Annotated in this window: 12 protein-coding genes; 1 reads left to right on the top strand and 11 read right to left on the bottom strand. The window is 40.0% G+C overall.

The genetic code is table 11. From position 1 onward, the window contains the following. Positions 1 to 4: 4 nt before the first annotated feature. The 10 genes from ACSZOX_RS12575 to ACSZOX_RS12530 form a co-directional block, all read right to left on the bottom strand. Complete coding sequence (locus ACSZOX_RS12575; RefSeq protein WP_437920337.1) at positions 5 to 1,105, bottom strand: FecR family protein; 1,101 nt, start codon at positions 1,103 to 1,105, stop codon at positions 5 to 7. Between the two features lie 147 nt (positions 1,106 to 1,252). Continuing rightward, positions 1,253 to 1,777, bottom strand: a complete 525-nt coding sequence (locus tag ACSZOX_RS12570; RefSeq protein ID WP_437920336.1) for an RNA polymerase sigma factor — start codon at positions 1,775 to 1,777, stop codon at positions 1,253 to 1,255. Positions 1,778 to 1,911: 134 nt separating this feature from the next. Next, on the bottom strand, positions 1,912 to 3,684 hold the full coding sequence (locus tag ACSZOX_RS12565) for a hypothetical protein (protein WP_437920335.1): 1,773 nt from the start codon (positions 3,682 to 3,684) through the stop codon (positions 1,912 to 1,914). 7 nt (positions 3,685 to 3,691) lie between these two features. Continuing rightward, a complete protein-coding gene (locus ACSZOX_RS12560) occupies positions 3,692 to 6,496 on the bottom strand; it encodes a M16 family metallopeptidase (protein WP_437920334.1) in 2,805 nt (934 codons plus the stop codon). 4 nt (positions 6,497 to 6,500) lie between these two features. Then, positions 6,501 to 6,959: a hypothetical protein gene (locus tag ACSZOX_RS12555; RefSeq protein WP_437920333.1), complete on the bottom strand. Its 459-nt coding sequence runs from the start codon at positions 6,957 to 6,959 to the stop codon at positions 6,501 to 6,503. Between the two features lie 11 nt (positions 6,960 to 6,970). Continuing rightward, positions 6,971 to 8,431, bottom strand: a complete 1,461-nt coding sequence (locus tag ACSZOX_RS12550; protein WP_437920332.1) for a RagB/SusD family nutrient uptake outer membrane protein — start codon at positions 8,429 to 8,431, stop codon at positions 6,971 to 6,973. Positions 8,432 to 8,443: 12 nt separating this feature from the next. After that, the gene (locus tag ACSZOX_RS12545; protein ID WP_437920331.1) at positions 8,444 to 11,719 is read right to left on the bottom strand and encodes a SusC/RagA family TonB-linked outer membrane protein; all 3,276 of its coding nucleotides are present in this window, start codon (positions 11,717 to 11,719) and stop codon (positions 8,444 to 8,446) included. Positions 11,720 to 11,750: 31 nt separating this feature from the next. Continuing rightward, positions 11,751 to 12,767, bottom strand: a complete 1,017-nt coding sequence (locus ACSZOX_RS12540) for a FecR family protein (RefSeq protein ID WP_437920330.1) — start codon at positions 12,765 to 12,767, stop codon at positions 11,751 to 11,753. Between the two features lie 56 nt (positions 12,768 to 12,823). Next, positions 12,824 to 13,384, bottom strand: coding sequence for an RNA polymerase sigma factor (locus tag ACSZOX_RS12535; protein ID WP_437920329.1), 561 nt, complete (start codon positions 13,382 to 13,384; stop codon positions 12,824 to 12,826). 74 nt (positions 13,385 to 13,458) lie between these two features. After that, entirely contained in the window at positions 13,459 to 14,928 is a 1,470-nt protein-coding gene (locus ACSZOX_RS12530; protein WP_437920328.1) for a calcineurin-like phosphoesterase C-terminal domain-containing protein, read from the bottom strand. A gap of 237 nt (positions 14,929 to 15,165) precedes the next feature. Between ACSZOX_RS12530 and ACSZOX_RS12525 the strand changes: the two genes are divergently transcribed. Next, on the top strand, positions 15,166 to 15,933 hold the full coding sequence (locus ACSZOX_RS12525; protein WP_437920327.1) for a helix-turn-helix domain-containing protein: 768 nt from the start codon (positions 15,166 to 15,168) through the stop codon (positions 15,931 to 15,933). Between the two features lie 5 nt (positions 15,934 to 15,938). Here the strand turns inward: ACSZOX_RS12525 and ACSZOX_RS12520 are convergent, their stop codons facing one another. Next, a complete protein-coding gene (locus tag ACSZOX_RS12520; RefSeq protein WP_437920326.1) occupies positions 15,939 to 19,931 on the bottom strand; it encodes a hybrid sensor histidine kinase/response regulator transcription factor in 3,993 nt (1,330 codons plus the stop codon). Between the last annotated feature and the right edge of the window lie 89 nt (positions 19,932 to 20,020).

Genomic DNA, 20,020 nt, shown 5'->3' with positions numbered 1-20,020 from the left:
TTACTTATAGATTATCTTTTTCGTTTGGTTCTTGTTGTTGATAAATGCTGAACGAGCCATCCTGTTCTGCCACATAACGGAGGTCGTTAATCAGACAAATTACCGTAAGCACATCAGTTAATTGTTCCCGTCCGGGATCAATTATACCCGTATACAATATTTTAGCGATTTCCGAATCTTTAACCCGGATAGAAACATGATAAGCATCTTGCAAAGCCCTAAAGACATCAGGCAAAGGGATATTTTCCAGACGCAATAAAGCCGATCCATTAGTGGTTGGTTTTTCTCTTTGCGCAACAAACGGTTTTGATTCAACAGCTTTATTGTGTTTCACGATCCGCATATCCGCATTGAATAATAGATTTTCGCCCTGTCGATCCAGAAAAACACTTTCGAACAAGGGTATATCTGCAGTCGAAGCAACCCGTACTTTACCTGTATGCAACTCCACAGAAGTATGTTGTTTTTCGGCCCGGGTATTAATCGTGAAGGAGGTACCTAAAGCCGTCGTTTTTGTTCCTCCTGCATACACACTAAAAGGACGAGCGCTATCTTTTTTTACGGAGAAATAAGCCTTACCGTCCAAGTATATATCGCGCGCCTCTGCAGAAAAATCGGACAAATAACGCATACTACTAAAGGCAAATAACCGTACCGTTGTTCCATCAGGCAGTACAACGGTGTCTATTACATTAGAATTATTGGCAACCGAAATCCAGTTCTCTCGGACAGATGATAGGGAATCTGTTGCTATACTAGCCAGACTTGGCTGCTCATCCGCTGGTTCTTTCCATTGCCAAATGTTAAATGCTATGAATAAAAGCAATGCCGCAGCAATCCCCACTTGGATGATTCTGTTAGTACGATACGATAGGAAATCCAAACGACGTACCCTTCCCTGCTCCTTCTTTATTTCCTCATCAACACGTTGCTCGATCCGCTTTGATGGGACCTCATTGCGATTTGCCCCATCGAACGAATGCCAATCTTCATCTTTAAACAACTCTTCAATAATTGCAGGATCTTCCCAAATTTTCTGACGAATCAGATTTTTATTTTCTTGATCACTATCGTGCTTTCCTTGCTTCTTTTTTCCGAACTTCATACTTATATTACGTCGCTCAAAGAAGTACCCCTACCTCCTTAACAATTATTTAATACAGCGTATGATTTTATAAAAAAACAGAAGAGATCAGCGTGACAGCCAATATCAATTTTTAGTTTTGTTGAGGACAGATAGGTTGAGCAAAAATTACAGCATAATGGAGTAAAGATGCTGTTTAAGCTGAAGCAGTGCTTTGCCAATATGTTGCTCGACAGCCTTAGGTGTAATGGAAAATAATTGCGCAATTTCTTTGTGCGATAACCCTTGTTTTCTACTGAGTTCAAAAACCAAACGACGCATCTTCGGCATATTTTGGATATCCCTTTCCATCAGTTGCAAGAGGTCTTTGCTTTCGATAGCATCAATCAAACTGTCGGTAAAAGGCGTTTCTGCAGAATCACCTTCATACTTAAAACGTGTAGCTTCTTTTCGGAGTACATCAATCATCACCTGACGAGCCATACCGAAAAGCTGTACATTTACCCCCAAGCGATCACTCAATATCTCGCGTTGCTTCCAAAACTTGATAAAAGTGAGCTGCGTAACCTCCTCTGCTACGTACGTTGATTTCGTACGCTGCAATATAAAACCATAAATCTGCACATGATACTCTTCATAAACCTGTTGAAAAGCTTTATGATCATCTTCTTTTATCGCTTTAATATGCTCCATGAGAGTCGCAAAGTTAGTTTGTTCTGTCGATGTAACTTGTTAACGCTATGTTATGCTTTTGTGAAATCAATTCAAAAAAAATAGGCAGCTCTTTTACGAGACTGCCTATTTTTAAACACTATTCAATACAAACGTTATGGAATATCATATTTAAACACAGCGACATTCCCATCGATGACCGTTGTGATATAAGGAATTCCCGTATTCGAGATACGCAGATCCAGCTTATCAGCAACCGTAGTTGTCAATGATTTTGCAGCTGTCCAATTTTGTGTATTTTCATCAAAAGTAGTTACCTTCAACCCATTCGCATCACTATGTGCAAAATACAACGTACCATTCGGATGCAACGCTAACGCAATGTTATCCCGTTGGGCACTTGAATTGGCTGTATGACTAATCTCTGCACCAATTTGACGCCAACTGCCGCCACTGTACTTCATCACATAGGACTTCTTATCTGTATTGGCCTGCGATTGGAATACCACATACACTTCTCCCGTTTCTGAGGCCTCTACATCAGCATAGATTGCACCGTAAATTGAAGCACTAGGCGAAATCAAAGCTGTGCCCACAAGCTCCCAGTTTAACGTAGTATCATTAAATCGATATACTGTTGGCCTACGCAACGCTGTTCCCGGCGTCATGTCCATCCCCACATAATACAACTTATTATCACGTCCCTTTTTAATGCGCGAAAAATAATTGGTAGCAATTCCATCAATAGAACGTAAAGTCCAAGTATCGTTACTATAAAACATAGTTTGACTCGAACGATTGACAGCCCCAGCTTCCGCACGTGCAGCAGTATAACCAATCACTGGCATTTTATTGGCAGTAGTTTCTAGATGTAGGTAATTAACACGATGTGTAGAACTCTGTGCAGGACCTACATAAGACCAGGCTCCATTGACATAACGTTGTACAGAAGCATATTGTACAAGATCACCAGATGTAAAATAATCTTTATAAGCAGCATAAACCACTCCATCATCGTCAACAGCAATTGCCGATGCGTCTACACGATCGCCAGATATACCATTGGCATCTCCCAAATAATTCCACGCGGTTCCGTCAAAAGCAGAAACAACCGCTTTACGCGTACCATCACCATCAGATGACCCCCTACTAAAAATAATAACGGGATAGTCTGTCGTAGGATCAATGGTCATTCTCGCCTCCGTTACCGAATAATTGGCAATCGACCCGATATTCATTTGCATCCATTCCGGCGCGGTCAGACGTCCAATGAGCACATGAAATGTTTCAGGCTCTACAGTCTCCTCATCCGTAATTTCATATACCAAACCTTCCGTAAAATCATTCTCCGTCGAGGCCGAAGTTTGTTGAACACCATTTACACGTACTGTTGCACCCGCCGTTGTTGTAAAACGAGCGACAAGTTTCGTAATATCAGCATCAACAGGTAAATCTACAGCGATATCTGCCGCATTAAGCTTTCCGAGATAATCTTTAAATAATATCCCTTCGTTGTCTGCGGCATAAAACCCAAAAGCAATAATAGCTGCACTACGCACACCGATGACATTCATAAATCCCATATCATTTTCCGTCGCAATACGATATTGTACGGTGTCCGATAAATTGACCGCCGTAACTCCACTCTGTTGTACAACATTGTTTACATAAGCAATCCCCTTTTCCCCTTCTACTTCAAAGGAAGGCACGACTTGATTAACATTAAGCACGTTTGGAATGCGTATATAGATATTCTCTCCTTCAATAACAGCAGCTATCGTTTCTGTTAAATTAGGATTAGCACTAGGCTCGAACACGAAGCTACTAAACCTCGCCTTCCCTTCGTAACCAAATTCATATTTCTTACACGCGGCAAACAAGCCAATGCACAGTAAGAGAACCAGTCGAAAATAATTTTTACCGTTCATATTTCCTTTATTTTTTATCTTCAGGCGTTAACACGGCCTGAACCTTTTTTCCTTTTGTTACTATATTTTTTATTGTTTGGCTAATATCTTCCACCGTCAGATTCTCCAAAAGCTGAGCATAGTCTGTGAAATATGACCAGTCCGCAAAATTGTAATAGAGATGATTCCGCAATTCTGCACTCCAAAAAGTCTCTTTCTCCTTCTGTTTATTGTAGCTGACAAGCAATTGCTTTTTACAATTTTCTAGATCTTTTGTCATGTAATCTGGCTGTGCAATAAGAAGATCAATCTCCTGTTGCACCTGTTCCATCAAAAATTCCCGACGCTCAGGCGCACAAGTAAAACCTATACGTAAGCGGAGTAGAGAGGAAGGTATTGAAGTCGAACTCACATTTACAGAAACGCCATACACCCCTGAATTTCTTTCCCGAAGATTTTCCCTTAACTTAATCTTGAGAATCTCCTGCAGCAATTCATATTTGATGATATCTGGATAATCGTGCTTAGCCTGCGTGTCCTGATAAATAATATTTACTGTAGCCTTATCTGTTTCTCCCGCCTTCATAAGAATATCGCCATCCTCGCCAGAACTAAGTGTTTTAAGTGTTTCATTTTTCACGGGTATTTCATCAGCAGGAAGGCCGCCAATGTACTGTTCAATTAAGTTTTCCATACTATCAAGCTGAAAATCGCCAATGACGACAAATTCGAAACCTCGTGCTGAAGAAAAACGCTTATTAAAGACAGGCACGATGCTATCATACTGCAGCTCATCAACAATCCGCTCCTCATCGATCTGTGCATCCCCCTCCTCAGCACCAATCTTCTCCAGAATAAGTTGGTTGTATTTACTACTGATCGTATGTTCCCGCTTCCGTACATTGTCAATGGCATTTTTCTTCTGCAATTCAAATACATCACGATCAATACGAGGCCGCGTCCATTTGAGATGAAGTAATTCGAACATCGTATGCACATCCTTCATATCTGCATTTGCAGCAACCCCTTCCCTATATTTTGATAAGACAAGCATCGCCGAGGCACTGTTCCCCAATAGATATTTAGATAAAGCTCGTCTCGAAAAATCTCCCGTCCCACTCGCTGCTATGATAGGTTGCGAAAAAGTAGCATTGATATATTCCTTAGGATCCAAAGCATTTGTTCCACCGCGTCTAAAACCCGTCAATTGTATATGATCTTTGCGCCCATCACTTTGCTTCAAATACACCGTCGTATGATTTGAAAGCACCCATTTATGCAAATCGACTTCCTTGATGTACTCTTTACGCAGTATTTTACCTGCAACAGGTTTATCCTTTAATAGTTCAGTAGGCACAATCTCTTCATCCACCCAAGGCCGCATCTCCAATCGTGCAATGCTATCAAACCAATCTTGAATCCTCTCCTTTGTCGGCAAGAATGATTTAACCCGATCCGGCCCCGTTAGCATGATCACCGTATTTCCCTGAATTTTGAGATCAGCAATATACTTCATCAACGAAGCAGAATCTATGGAAGCCTGCAACTTCAACAACAACTGATTTCTATCCGTTTTTGTTGTCATGGTATTCCCCTCATAGAAATCATCTTTCATTGCCGCGAGAACAGTCACTGCAGTTCCATCCGTTTTCAGCTGAGCCGATCGTTCCAGTTGCGCAAGATAGCCCTGCCTGTAATCTTCGATCTCAGTCTTCGTAAAACCATACGTCCTTATGCGTTGCTGTTCATATAGATATTTTTGTATCCCTTTTTGGATATCATCCTCATACAGCGATGCACCTCCAACCGATATACCGATATTGCCCATAAGATTTGACACCGACATAGAACCTGATTTATAGGCCGTATTCATTTGCCGTAAACGGTCAAAACGCGCTTTGGTCAAACCATTGAAAAAACTACGTAGCAATTGTTTTGCTACAGTTTGCTCGTCAGCGATATGTGTAATCGCTGGTAACTTCGTGATATAGGAAAAATCAACATTCGCTTCTTCCCGATCGGTAGCAATAGAAAACAGGGTGTCCTTATGCATAGGTAAACTATACAACTCATGCTTCGGTGCCTTCTTTGGATTTTTTGCTTTGCCAAATTGCTGTTTGATATACCGCTCAGTCTGTTTGATATCCTGATTAGATACCACAGCAATCGCCAACAATTCTGGTCTATACCAATCCCGATAGAACTGTTTAATGGTCGCATGTTGAAAATGGTTCAAAATATCCAATGTACCGATTGGTTTACGCAGCGCATATTTGGAATTGTAGAAAATCATTGGCAGATACTGTTCGCTTAAACGAGCAGAAGCTCCTTGCTTCGTACGCCATTCTTCAATGATAACCCCACGCTCTCGCTCGATTTCCAAACTGTCAAAAGACAATTCAAACGCCCAGTCTGCAACAATATCAATCGCTTTCTCCAGCTGTGCCGCATTTTCAGTCGTCACGTCAATTCGATACACCGTTTGATCATAGCTGGTATATGCATTCAGATCAGCGCCGAACTTTACTCCCAGTGATTCCAGATAAGTAATCACTTCGTTTTTCGGATAATTTTTACTCCCATTGAAAGCCATATGCTCCACGAAGTGAGCCAACCCCAATTGTCTTTCATTTTCCTGCAAGGAACCCGCACGCACGAACAATTGTATAGCACTTTGTTTAGCCTCCTTTTGTGCCGGATAGATATAATAAGTGAATCCATTCTTTAATTTCCCTTTTAACAAAAGAGGATCCTGTATCAGCGGTTGAGCCGACAACATCGTTCCTTTTGCCCCCAGTAAAAAGAAAAACAGATATATTATCTTTTTCAGCATGCAATTAGAATTTAATAAACTTCAAAGCCGACTGTAGTGCATCCGGCCCCGGTAAACCCACCGTATAATTTTTGCTATTGCCCGTAATTTGAATGGTCAGACTATTATCTTTTGCCTCATCAATAGCATGAGGTAACCAACGGATAGCGATCGGCATTTCTATAACTCCGGGATTAAAAGTCAACGACCGCGCTGTGCTGACCACTTCATAGTCAACCCCCTCTATCAACCCATCACCTGCTACAACCTGATAATCAACAGTAATTGCTTCAAATTGACGTTTACCACTGAAGTAAATTTTGTAGTCAACCGTTTCATTTCTATTCGCTGCAACGCGGACTTCACTCGCATTTTGGACATGGGTATAGAAGAAAGGATTGTCGTATGCTGTCATCTCATCTTTATTGCAAGCAACAAGCAATAGTGCCAGCAACAAACAGTATATTATTTTATTTTTTTTCATTATAGTTTCATCTAGTTGTTGACTCCTGGATTAGGTTGAATCGTCGGATTAGCATCTATTTCCAGTTGAGGAATAGGAAGCACAAACTTCTCATTTGGATAAGTTAAGTTACAAGTGACAGACGCACAGTCGACACCTGTACGTACTAGGTTTTCTTTGTAACGCATAATATCAAAAACACGCTGATTTTCGAACGCCAATTCCTTTCTTCGCTCCAATTTAATTTGTTGAAGCAGTTCTGCAGGTGTACTGTAAACAATTTCCAATTCTGCAGGTGAGCTTCCATAGGCACGCGCGCGTACAATTTTCAAATTTTGTACAGCTAGATCGTATTGTGCTTTATGAAAATATGCCTCAGCAAGGTTAAGATAAAGCTCCGCTGAACGAATCATTTTAAAGTTTACAGGCCACATTTCTGATGCTGTTGCTGCAGTCCTACCATACTTTAATGTGATATATTGTCCTGGCAACCGGGAAATTTCTCCAAATAGAGATCTTCTAGCATCTTCTGCCTCAAACAATGCCATAAAATCTACAGAAGGATTCAGCACGTAGTTATTTCCATCTGAAAGTCTATACGTCAAATAAGTTGACGAGTTTGATGACAAATTCAATTGCCAAATGACTTCACTACTTATGCTGCTAAAGTTTGTCCGTTGATCTGGGTTCACAAACATATCAAAATATTCACTTGAAGATACCAATGCATACTTATTAATGTTAACCAGTGGCAAAGCCTTTTCAATGACATTATCCCACTGTTCCATATACAAATACACACGAGATAAAAGCGCATCTGCAGCATCCGCTGACGCATAAATTTTAGATTGTGCGGAGGTTGTGTTAAGAATATCTTTAGCTTCTGTTAAATCCACTATAATTTGTTGATAAGTGTCTTTTATTGTTGCCCTTGAGACACTCGTTCCTGGAAAAGGTGTTTTTTGCAATACAACAATCCCAAGATGACTTCCATCTGCGGTATAGGTATAATGCTGACTATAAATATTAGCCAAATCAAAATGGCAAATCGCACGAAGTACTAAAGCCTCCCCATATAACGTATTGATAAGTTCACGCTGTGTCGAAAATTGTTCAAGTAAGCTTTCTCTCGCTTCAATAACATTATTTACATTGTTAAGAGTTTCGTAAATGTCACTCCAAATAGTCGTCACCGCTCCTGTTTGATTATCAGCAGTACTCTCGTAATTATATTCAGCTACGAGTGTCCCTCCAAGCGTTTGGTTTAAAACGACATTATCTGCCCGTAGCTCGCCATACAAACCATAATTGCCCAAATGATATTTAGCAAATAAACTATATGCTCCAGTCATCGCCGCACTATAACCATCAACATCTTTGAAAATTTTATCTCCTGTCAAACTACCGATAGGATCTATTTCTAAAAATGAAGTACTACAACTTGCAAAAGAAAGCGCCACTGTTATTATATATATGTATATTCTTTTTTTCATTTTATTTTTCAGTTAAAACCTTATATTCAACCCTAACGATAATGAAGTCTGATAAGGCACACCTGCAAATGAATTTGCATAGTTATTAATCTTAATCGTTTCGGTCCCCCCATTACTTAGATTCCTCTTTTTTGAGGTCTTATACGGGGTCCACATGCCTAAATTGTCTCCTTGAACATATACAGATGCTTTTTTGATATGCAGTCTTTGGAGAAAATCACTTGAAAGATTGTATTCCAAACTGACATTTTTCAATTGAACATTCGTTTTTTCTTGAAGATAACGCGTTGAATTTCTATTGGATCCATTAGATGTAGAGGTCAATCTCGGATTAACGGCTAGATCACCTGGATACATCCAATGATCAAGAATATTAGTTGAAAGATTAGAACTCAAAAGATTTAAACCATCATGTTCAGCCTCACGACGTAACGCAGAGAAACTTAAACCTCCCTGGGTGTAGGTTAACAAGAAAGAAAGATTGAAGTTCTTATAAGATAATATGTTGGTCATTCCTCCATAAAAATCCGGATTAGGACTGCCAATATTAACGCGATTGTTTGCATCGTAGACCTTTGTTATATTACCATTCACGTCATACCACATAGGATCTCCTGTACTCGGGTCGACACCAGCCCATCTTACTAAATAGTATGATCTAGAATCTGCTCCAACCTCCATGATAGTGGTCGTTGAAGAAATACTTTCATTATTTGCCAATTCTAAAACCTTATTTCTATTTAGCGACAAATTAAATGATGTATTCCATTTTAAATCTTTGGAATTTATATTCTGAGAATTTACAGTCAGTTCTACACCTTGATTTTGTAATTTACCGATATTTTGATAGACGGTCTTTTGTCCAGATGTTAGTGAGACAGGCGAATCATTAATCAAATCATGTGTAACATCCTTATAATATTCAATCCCAACGGTTACCCGATCCAAGATCCCGAAATCGATCCCCGTATTAAATTTATAAGTTGTCTCCCATTTCACACTGTTATTCCTGCCCCTATACATTGTCGCACCAATATTATTCCCATAAGATTGAGTGTCTTCAAATCTATAAACACCTTTCGCGTAATTACTATTAAACCGACCATTTCCAGTTGTTCCATAGGTAGCCTTTAATTTAAAAAAATTGATGGCCTCGCTTTTCCAAAAAGCTTCATTAGATATTGTCCATGCCCCACCTATCGCATAAAATGTTGCCCATTTCACATCACTACCGAAGTCAGAATCTCCATCTCTTCTGTAATTTACATTTACATTGTATCGATTCTTCCAAAGATACCCTATACGTCCCAGATACGATAAGGATGAATTTTCATCTGCTGAGCCCGAACTTCTTCGGTTATCTGATGGTGCCATATTGATCTCCCGTACATTATCGTTCGGAAAATTATATGCGCTCGCACCGACAAAAGTATTGTAACTTCTATTAGCCTCCATACCGAGCATTGCAGAAAACTGCCCATCAAATAATGATCGATTATAATTTAACGTATTTGTAGAAACCCAGTTATGCATTCTTGCTTGATTTTTGTACAAGTACCCATTATCATCTTTCCCTGTCAGATTTAACATTGAAGAATAGCGTTTTTCATTTAGTGCAGAAAAATCAATTCCGTTTCTAGATACAAACTCCAATCCATCTAAAATTCTAAAGTTTGCCTGCATTTGTGCAAAAGACTGTAAACCCGTTTGGTCATTATCATTTTGGTAGGCCTCAGCAATAGAAGGATATAAAATTGTACCTGCATAATCATAAAGCGCATAGTCACCATTGCGATCATAAGGGGAGATAACGGGTAAGTTGCTATAATAGGTATCTCCAAAGGAAAACATATCATTGGCATTGTAAGATCCCCCAAAAACAAAATTTAGCGAAAGACGCGAACTTATATCTGTGCCAACTTGTGATCTTAAGGAATACCTCTTAGTTCCATTACCTAAGCTCATTAATTTCTCATCATAGACACTTCCCGATATATAATAGTTTGTGTTTTCGTTAGACCCTGATACAGATAAATTATGAATATTTATCCGGCCATTTCTATAAAAAACATCTAGCCAGTCTGTAGAAACATCTTCGTAAGCCGCTATATCTTGAGAAAGCCCCATCTCAGCTGCTATCTCCCGATATTGATTTCCATTAAGAACATGAAAGCGATTATGTTCTGCTATACGATTAAACGTTGTTCTAAACGAATAATTTACATTTGGCGCTCCTTTACCCTTTTTTGTTGTAATCAAGATTACACCATTTGATCCACTTGCTCCATAAATAGCTGTGGCATTCGCATCTTTTAGTACAGTTAGCGATTCAATATCCTCAGTATTTAGGTAAGTCAATGGGCTTATTGTTGTTTCAACGCCCGATATACTATTGGTCGTTCCCCCTGTATTGAGAGGCACCCCATCGATTACCCATAAGGGCTCATTTGACATTACGCCATAAGGGCTTGAAGATTCCCCCCGCACACGCGTGGAATAACGTGGACGAGCCGAACCGTTATTATCGTCCTGAGACGAAAACTGTACTCCGGGCACCACCCCTTCCAATAAAGCATCGATACGCAAAGCAGGTCTCTTTTCAATATCTTTAGCTGTAATCGTAAAAGCGCTCCCAATCTGATTTTCTCGTGTTTCTTTCGTACCATACGCCATTACAACTACTTCTCCCAGCTCTCCTTCGATTTGGTTTAGTATAAGATTAATATCGAAAGGAGATTTATCCTCCAACTTTACCTCACGTTTCTCATACCCTAAAAATGAAATAACGAGTGTAGAATTCTTTGGAGCCTTCAAGTCGAACTCTCCCCTAAAATTCGTCGTTACCCCTCTACTGGTACCTTTGACCACGATAGAAACACCACTGGCCGTATAGGGTACCTCATTGTCCCTATCCTTAATTTTGATGATACCTTTGATGAGCAATTCATCTTGGATAATTGCAGAAGATCCTGGCTTTTCAATCAAAGTAACGGTCTTATCGGTAATTTTATAGTCTACCTTTACTTTTTTCGACAATGAAGCCAATGCATCTCGAAATGCCAAATTATCAAAATCAATATTGACACGAGGATTCTTGGTAAGCACCTCATTATCATAAAGAAAATAATAGCCTGACTGTTTTTCTAATTCATTTAAAATTGTTTTTAACGATTTGTTCTGGGCTTTGAACTCAATCCGTTGGTTCCCTGCAGCCTGTGCCTTAATCGGCAGCGACGTGTAGACCAACAAAACGAGTGAAACAAAGACCTTCACGGTTTGGTTACTCATTGCTCTGGTTAATTATAGTTTAAAAAATATATTATTTCTGGGGTTCTACATGAATCAAGTTATCCGCGAAGGTGATTTTCCGACCAGCAACTAAGCTCAACATTGCAAGCACTTCTTGGATCGTTGCTTTTGCGTGAATTTTACCTGTAAAACGATGATCTAAACCTTTAAAATTAGAACCATCTATATTTACATTGTACCAACGCGATACTTTTATTAAAATTTCAGGAAGCGTTTCTTCTTCAAAGGCAAATACCTGTTCTTTCCACAGCATATTATTTTCCAATAGCGGTTGTAGTGTAATACCGCCGCGTTCCACCTCGATAGCCTCACCTGGAAGTAGCTCTCTATTTTGGTCACCAATCTGCGTACGCACTTTTCCCTCAACTAAAGACAACACTTCTTTCTGATTTGGATAAGATTTCAGGTTAAATTGTGTACCAAGCACCGTTACTGTCTGCTGTGGCGTCTCAATCACAAAGGGACGCGAACTATCTTTTGCGACATGGAAAAAAGCCTCTCCCGTTAGCTTAATCTTCCTGATCGTGCCATCAAACACAAGCTTCTCTATCGTCGACCCCGCATTAAGCCAAATTTCCGTTCCATCTTCCAGTTCAACAGCATATTGTTGCGCATTTTCAACCTGTATTGATTGGATTTCGTCTTTTCCACGAACAGGCCGCAATGTATTTTCCTCCATTTTTAGCGTACCTGCATTTTTATACGCTATGGTCGCCGATAGTAAAGGACCTTGCTGTTCAGTGACTGTATTTCGATCCGAATTAAACAACCAATACCCTAATGAAAAAGCCAGAACAACCGAAGCAGCCACAGCGTAGCGTGCGAAAGGTATTTGACGCTTTTGCTCTTTTCTCGCGCATATTTTATCAAATAAACGATGTTTGATTTCTCCCCTTTCAGCATCCACTTCCAAAGGTTCCTCGGGTATTTCTTTATACCAACGGTTGATCAGGTCGGTATCTTCTTTGTTCACTTTACTCAAAAAAAGACTTTCAATTGCCTTTTTGAGCCGGTTTGGTATATTCATAACGTGTTCCTGTATACATATAGTACCAGAAGTCGAACGCTACGCACGGTCAATTTTTAAAAAAATAAAAAAATTTGAATTTTACGCATGTATTTCCGCAGAATACCCATGGCTTTAGAGAGCTGGTTTTCAACAGTACGTTGAGATATCTGCAGTTTCTCCGCTATTTCTTGATTGCTGAGGTGATCTTGTCTCGAGGATTTAAAAATTAATCTACACTGCGGGGGGAGTTCTTCTACTTTATCAAAAAGATACGCTTTCAATAATTTTTCTTCCAACGCCTCTTCCAATGAAAGTTGGTCTATAGCCGATTCCTCGACATACTCGTCCACATATTCTGTCCGAATATAGCGGTAAATCGAACGAACAATAGAAAATTTGATTGCCTTCGCCAAATAAGCCTGTAAATTCAATATCTCTTGTGGGTGTTTGTGGTTTAACAAGCTCACGAAGACATCCTGAACGCAATCTTCAGCCATTTCCCGATCACGACATTTCGCAAAAGCAATGGAGAAAAGCTGTTCCCAATAGCGTTCATAAAGCATAACAAAAGCCCTATCATCACTCTTCAAGCGTGATAAAAGTTCCTTATCTTCATGCCATATTTTGATCGCCACAACCTCCTATCTACAACAAACCTAAATAAACTTGCTTTTATTTACAAATTTATTAAATTCTGTAAGCCACGTTGTTAAGGAGAAAGTACAAATTCCTGCTCCACATCCAAGCCGTAAGAATCCGAGGCTTTAACGCGAATCACGCCCATCTTTCCCCGAAAATTTTGAGGAATATCCATCTCCCAAATATGCGATGAGGCCCTTTTTCCCAATGGATTTTTTGAATTACCCTCCGTCGGGTAAATATCTCCATTATTTTTAGCAATAATCTGCTGAACCAGCGGATCAATTCGGCGGACATGTGTTAGTTTCACCCAATCCATTTGATCTACCCGCATCCATACATCGGTACTATCACTACCTGCATACACATTCACAACGAACTTATTACTATCTGTATAAAGAGCCATCTGCTCGCGATCGTCCTTTCCAACTCCCTTGAAGTTAATCGCGTAGTCCCCTTTATTGAAATCTACCACAAAGTATCCACGCGGCGTTCCACACTGCATCAGCGCATCCGGTACTCCTTTCGCATCTTTCTCTCCGCGCCACCAATTTCCACAAGTCGCCCCAGCACCCAACTCGTGGATATGAGACGCCGAAAAATGATAGCGGTTAACGGTATGCGTATGACCAGACAAGACAAGCACTTTTTTATACCCCGCCAATAACTTCATAATATCATCTCTTCCCCGTGTAAATGCCAGTGGTATATGTTGACTGAAAACAATCGTACGTTCTTTAGGCACAAACTGCAAATCATTTTTGAGAAAAAGAAGCTGTTCGTCCGACAACCTACCTTCATAAGCCCGTTTTCCGGTGGAGAATACATTATTCAAGACAATAAAATGAACATCACCATAATTAAAAGCATAGTGATCCGCACCAAAATTCTCATTAAACGCATCATTCATAAACTCCGGATTATCCGTATTCCGATCATGATTTCCAACCAGTGTCCACGACTTGACAGGTAGTTGCGCCATTACCTGCTTCACGTCCGGAAGAATACGGACATCATCATTTATTAAGTCGCCCAACATCATATGAAACGCAATATCTCTTCGTTGCATTAATTCAGAAAAAATACTTTTAGCTGCATAATTTAGTTCTTCCGAATTTTCAACCTGTATATCCCCAATAGCGCCAATAGAAAACGTGTTTACTTTCGTTATCCGCTGCAAAGGAATCTGAATCGTTACGGTATCAGCCAACGCGTGATGGGGATTCAAATAGCGGAAATTAGCATTGCCCACTTTGGATGAGCTATTAATAAAAGTGTATTCAGAAGGTAGAATCGGGAAAATAGACTGACCTTTTTTTACTTCCATCAAAAATTTTCCTTTTTTATCCGTTTTGATAACATCAACACCATTGGAAACCAATATTCCATTTAAGCCCTTCTCAGAACCGTCTAGTATTCCATTTTGATTTTTGTCTTGAAAAACCTGTCCTGATACAACATGAGTCACCACCTTATCCTGTGCCATCAGTCTCACACAGACTGTACATAGTACAAAAAAAATATATGTAAATCGTTTCATTCGTCGTTTATCCGTTAATCCTAGCCCTGTTAATTGCGAGGCGAAGTTGACAAAACTTTTGGAAAATCACAAACAAGCTATACACATTGAAACAACCTGAAACACCTAATTAACAGATCTACAAATCCATTCAAATCCAACAAAAGCCGTATTTTTACATTCATTAACATTATTTTTTTTATTATTTTTACTACTAATTAATTATTAACAGGTCGTTACGCTTATTAACCGACAAAAATGAGTAAAGAGGAGCATTTACTTTCCGAATTATGGAAGAGTTATCCGGAAGCTATATCGCAACAAAGCGCAAAACTCAAGCACTTTGACATGGTTGAATATCTTCGTGAAATTTTAACTTTCGGCCCATTCTATTCCTATATCATTCAAGTGTCTGACTACAGTTTACACCATGTACACGAGAATATTTTTAAGATTCACAATATCGCTTCCACGCCAAAAAATGTAAAAGAAATTATTCACCTTATCCATCCGGACGATCTTGATTTTGTGTTAGAAGCAGAACGGGCCACTTTGGAAATCATGCAGGACATTGGTTTTGAACATCAACTAAAACTTAAAAGTTCCTATTGCTTCCGTATGAAAGTAGCTGATCATACGTACCACCTCTTTCACCACCAGGCCGCACATCTTTCCAAAGATGATGATCAACGTGTCGACTTTACCTTAAATATCCATACAGACATCCAACATATCACCGCGGTAAACAATAAAATCGTACTCGTTTCTGGCATTGGTGGTCGTACCGATTACTGTCAAATCGACCTTTCCAAACATGTTGTTGCACCAGAAAAAACCATATTATCGAAACGTGAAATGGATGTGTTAGCCTTACTTGCCAAGGGCTTATCCAGCAAACAAATCGGCGAAAAACTATTTATTTCAGAGCTTACCGTACGGGTACATCGAAAAAAACTATTAAAGAAAACGAACACAAACAACAGCAGCAATTTGGTAAAACGCTGCATCGAACTGGGCTTGCTTTAATTTTTTTAAATATTTTTAAGCTGTGTTTCCTTGTACTTCTGTGGAGATAAATCATAATATTTTTTAAATACACGACTAAAGTAATTAGCGTCCCTGTAGCCACAGTGAAACGCAATATCACTAATCGACATATCCTTTTCCAACATCACAAGTGCCTTTTTTAATCGATATTCATTCAATAGTTCTGTCGCATTTTTTTGCAACAACGTTTTGAGATTCAAGTGCAATGACGTCCGGCTAACGCACATTTCAGCAGCAATATCTTCAATAGATGTCGAAGCCTCCGGATACAACCGTTCAAGCGTAAGATTCAATTTTACCAAAAAATCCTGACTGCGGTTATTAGCCGTTACACTATGTTCCGCCAATGTTCCCAATCCAATAACATGTTCTTTTAGATTCGTACGAGATTTCACCATATTGCTAACTTGACGTTCCAATTCCATCAAGTTAAACGGCTTACCGACATAAGCATCTGCCCCCAAATCTAGACCATTCGTCCGTAATCGATCATCTTGGCTGTCAGATAATAGAATAAAAGGTATATGATAGAACTGTTTATTCTGTTTCAATTTCAAACACAACTCCAGACCATTTATCTTGGGCATTTTAAGGTCACTGACAATCACATCGGGAGGTCTTTTTTGAATCTTCTTCCAGGCACTTTCTCCATCCATAGCAGTTACCACTCGGTAAGTTTCTTTAAAATGTTGCGATAAGAATTCCAATAATTCTTTGTCATCTTCCACCAACAGCAAGGTATGCTGCTCCGAGTCAGATTCCTCCTCAGCCGGAATAACCAATGGTTCTGGCATACGAATATCGTCTTGCCCCTGTACCAAAGTGTCCTCCCATTTTTCTGTCGGAAGATCATAGATTGGTAAACGGACAAAAATCGTCGTCCCCTTCCCCACTGCACTACTCGCGCTGATCTCCCCGTTCAAACTCTTCACAAGACTATGCACAAGGGCCAATCCTAAGCCAGTACCCTCTACTGTTCGCTGTAGCTCCGAACGATAGAAAGGTTCGAAAAGATGCAAGCTATCTTTCTCCGACAAACCCTCCCCGGTGTCCCTTACCGCAATTTCGACATTTTGCTGTCCCGCCAGCAAAGCAATCCTCACCCATACCACAACACGTCCCCGTTGTGTATGTTTTATCGCATTCGACAATATATTCGACACTATTTTATCCAGCTTATCCCCGTCAAAAAACACATCCAAGCTAGCCCTTTCCATATGACAAGACAACCTTAATTTTTTCTCCTGTGCCAGTGCATCAAAAGAGCCGACAACCTGCCGCACAAACAACAGCATATCCGATCGTGTCAGCTGCACCGAAAAATCGCTATCCTCTATTCGTCTAAATTCCGCCAACTGATGAATAAGCTTAAACAACTTCGACGTATTTTTCTTGATATGCGACAATTCTGTATGCTGCCTAAAATCAATACGTTGTTCATGGATAAACTTATCGATCGAGGCCAGAATCAGCGTAAGTGGCGTTTTAAACTCATGGGACATAAATGTAAAAAAGTTCATCCGATGTTCTGTAAGAGCCTCTGTCTTTTCCTTTTCCAAATAAGCCAACTGCACTTCCATTTTCTTTTCGCCAAAGAAACGCAGCACCCGCGTGTAGAGCCAAGCCATACCCATCAAAATCAGCATATACAACAAGTATGCGGCAGAGCTTCGATAAAACGGAGGAGCCACCCGGATATGAATCTGTCTTTCCATTCCCATTTCCTCCTCCGTCTCATTCCAAGACTTCACATGAAACACATAATCTCCCGGCGAGAGATTTGTGTACGTTGCACTCGTCTTATTCCCCACCAGGTTCCATTGATCTTCAAAGCCCTCGAGATAATAAGCATATTTAGCACTCCCCGGTTGGCTATAATCAAGCGCAATATAGCTGATGGTAAATACATTTTGATCGTACGAAAGCCCAATCTCCTTGGCATAACCAATCTGTGTTTTTAAAATAGAACTATTACTATCCGGGTGTACAGTCCTATTAAACAATTGAAAATCGGTAAGCACTAAATCAGAACGCTTATTATCCGATCCCAAGGTCAGCGGGTTAAAAAAACATAAACCATAAATAGTCCCGAAATACAATGTCCCATCCTTTCCTTTCAAGAAGGATTTAAAGTTAAACTGATTCGTGCTTAAGCCATGCTTACTGTTGTAATTGACAATTTTTCCTGTTTGCAGGTTGTATCGTGAGAGACCACGATTGGTACTAAACCAGATCTGGCCATCCCCATCTTGCAAGATTCCATACACATTATTGTTGGCCAACCCGTCCGATACCGTTAGATGTTTAAAAGAATCTAGCTGATGATCATATATACAAACGCCTCCCCCCAATGTCCCAAACCATAACTTATTATTCCTATCCTCGTATACGCTGATAACCTGATTACTCAGTAAAGGAGCCTGTTTTCCTCCATTCGTATAGTGCTTAACCACATCAGTCATCGGATTATACCGATAAATCCCATCATGCCGTGTGCAAAACCATAACTCCCCGTTTTTGTCCTCACATAGGTCGTAAATAAATTTATCAGCAAAAATTTCCGGTTTAAACAGGCTAAACCTCTTCGTCCTATAATCAAAACAATTCAGCCCTTTTTGCGTGCCTACCCAGAGTACCCCACCACGGTCACGATATATAGCATAGATTTGATTATTCGATAAAGCATAAGGATCGCTCGCATCCTGCTGGTATACAGTAGTCGTACGGTCTTTGAGATTAAAACAGTGTAATCCTCCTAAAAAAGTACCAACCCACACATGGCCATAGCCATCATCATGCATACTATGTACATTATTACTCTTCAGGTAAAAAGGTTTCGAATTTTTATCAATCAGTGAAAACAAGCCTGTCGTCGGATTAAAAATAGAAATCCCACCATCCTCCGTTGCAATCCACAGACGTTTTGCACCATCTTCCATCAACTGACTTACAGCCTTTCCCGCCAACCCATGCTCCCCATCACTCGGTAAAATATGCTGAAAACCATTTCTTTCTGCTGGAATATAATTAACACCACCAAAATACGTACCGAGCCACACAGCCCCATCTCTACTTATAAAAGTTGAATAGATCGCTTTATCGTTCAACTTTTTCACATCGTTGCGGAAAGACTGTTGATAATTATGTGTTGTCCCGCTAGCTAGATCATGTACGTATAAACCATCCTCCGTCCCCATAAACAATAAATCCCTATCGTCTACAACGATGCTGCGCACCGTCGTATTTTCGACACTTTCGCTAGGCGAAAAGCGTAGTTTCCTGAATTGTTCCAACCGATCATCATAACCAAACACACCATGCGATGTCGCCAGCCACACCCGTCCTTTGAAATCGCGGATTATTTGATATATCCTGAATTCTACGTCCGCAAGCAGCCCGAACGATTCTCTCCCAAAAGACTTCTCCACCTTTCCCATCCTATCGATGACCACTAGCTGATTATGGAGCGACACAAGAAAACGATTAGCAAGCAACCCAGCCATAGCTCTCGCATTTTCTCGACATAAAAGAGATACCTTCTCCTGCTCAATCCTAAAAAGCCCCTTGCTCGTCCCTACATAAAGCTGTTCACGATCTGCCAGCAGGAAATGAACCATGGGCCTTCCAGCTAACTGTAGCTCCGTCACACGATCCAGCAACTGATTATAGATATACAGTCCCTCATTCGTCCCAATATAGAGCAATTTCCCTTGGAATAGCAGCGCTGTAATCTCACTGGTTTTCCCTTTTTTTTGCAAAGCATCTATCTGTAACGTCTTGATTTGATTCCCATCAAACTGATTCAATCCTTCTCTTGTCCCAAACCACATGAACCCTATAGCGTCCTGCGCAATAGCATATACTGTATGATGCGAAAGACCATCTGCAGATGTTAATTTTCGAAAATTGACATCCTGAGCAGTCAAGCAGTTAAAAAAAACAGCTAAAAAACAGATTACTAATAGCCCTTTATTCATTTAAAATCTCTTATCAAAACGACAAAAAAAAACCATAAACAACTGTAAACAAACAAACTAAACAACAGTCCTAATAAATTAAACATGAA

Source organism: Sphingobacterium sp. LRF_L2, assembly GCF_965644235.1.
Classification (GTDB): Bacteria; Bacteroidota; Bacteroidia; order Sphingobacteriales; family Sphingobacteriaceae; genus Sphingobacterium.
Note: the sequence above shows the minus strand (reverse complement) of the source record. Positions and strands in the feature narration are given on the sequence as shown.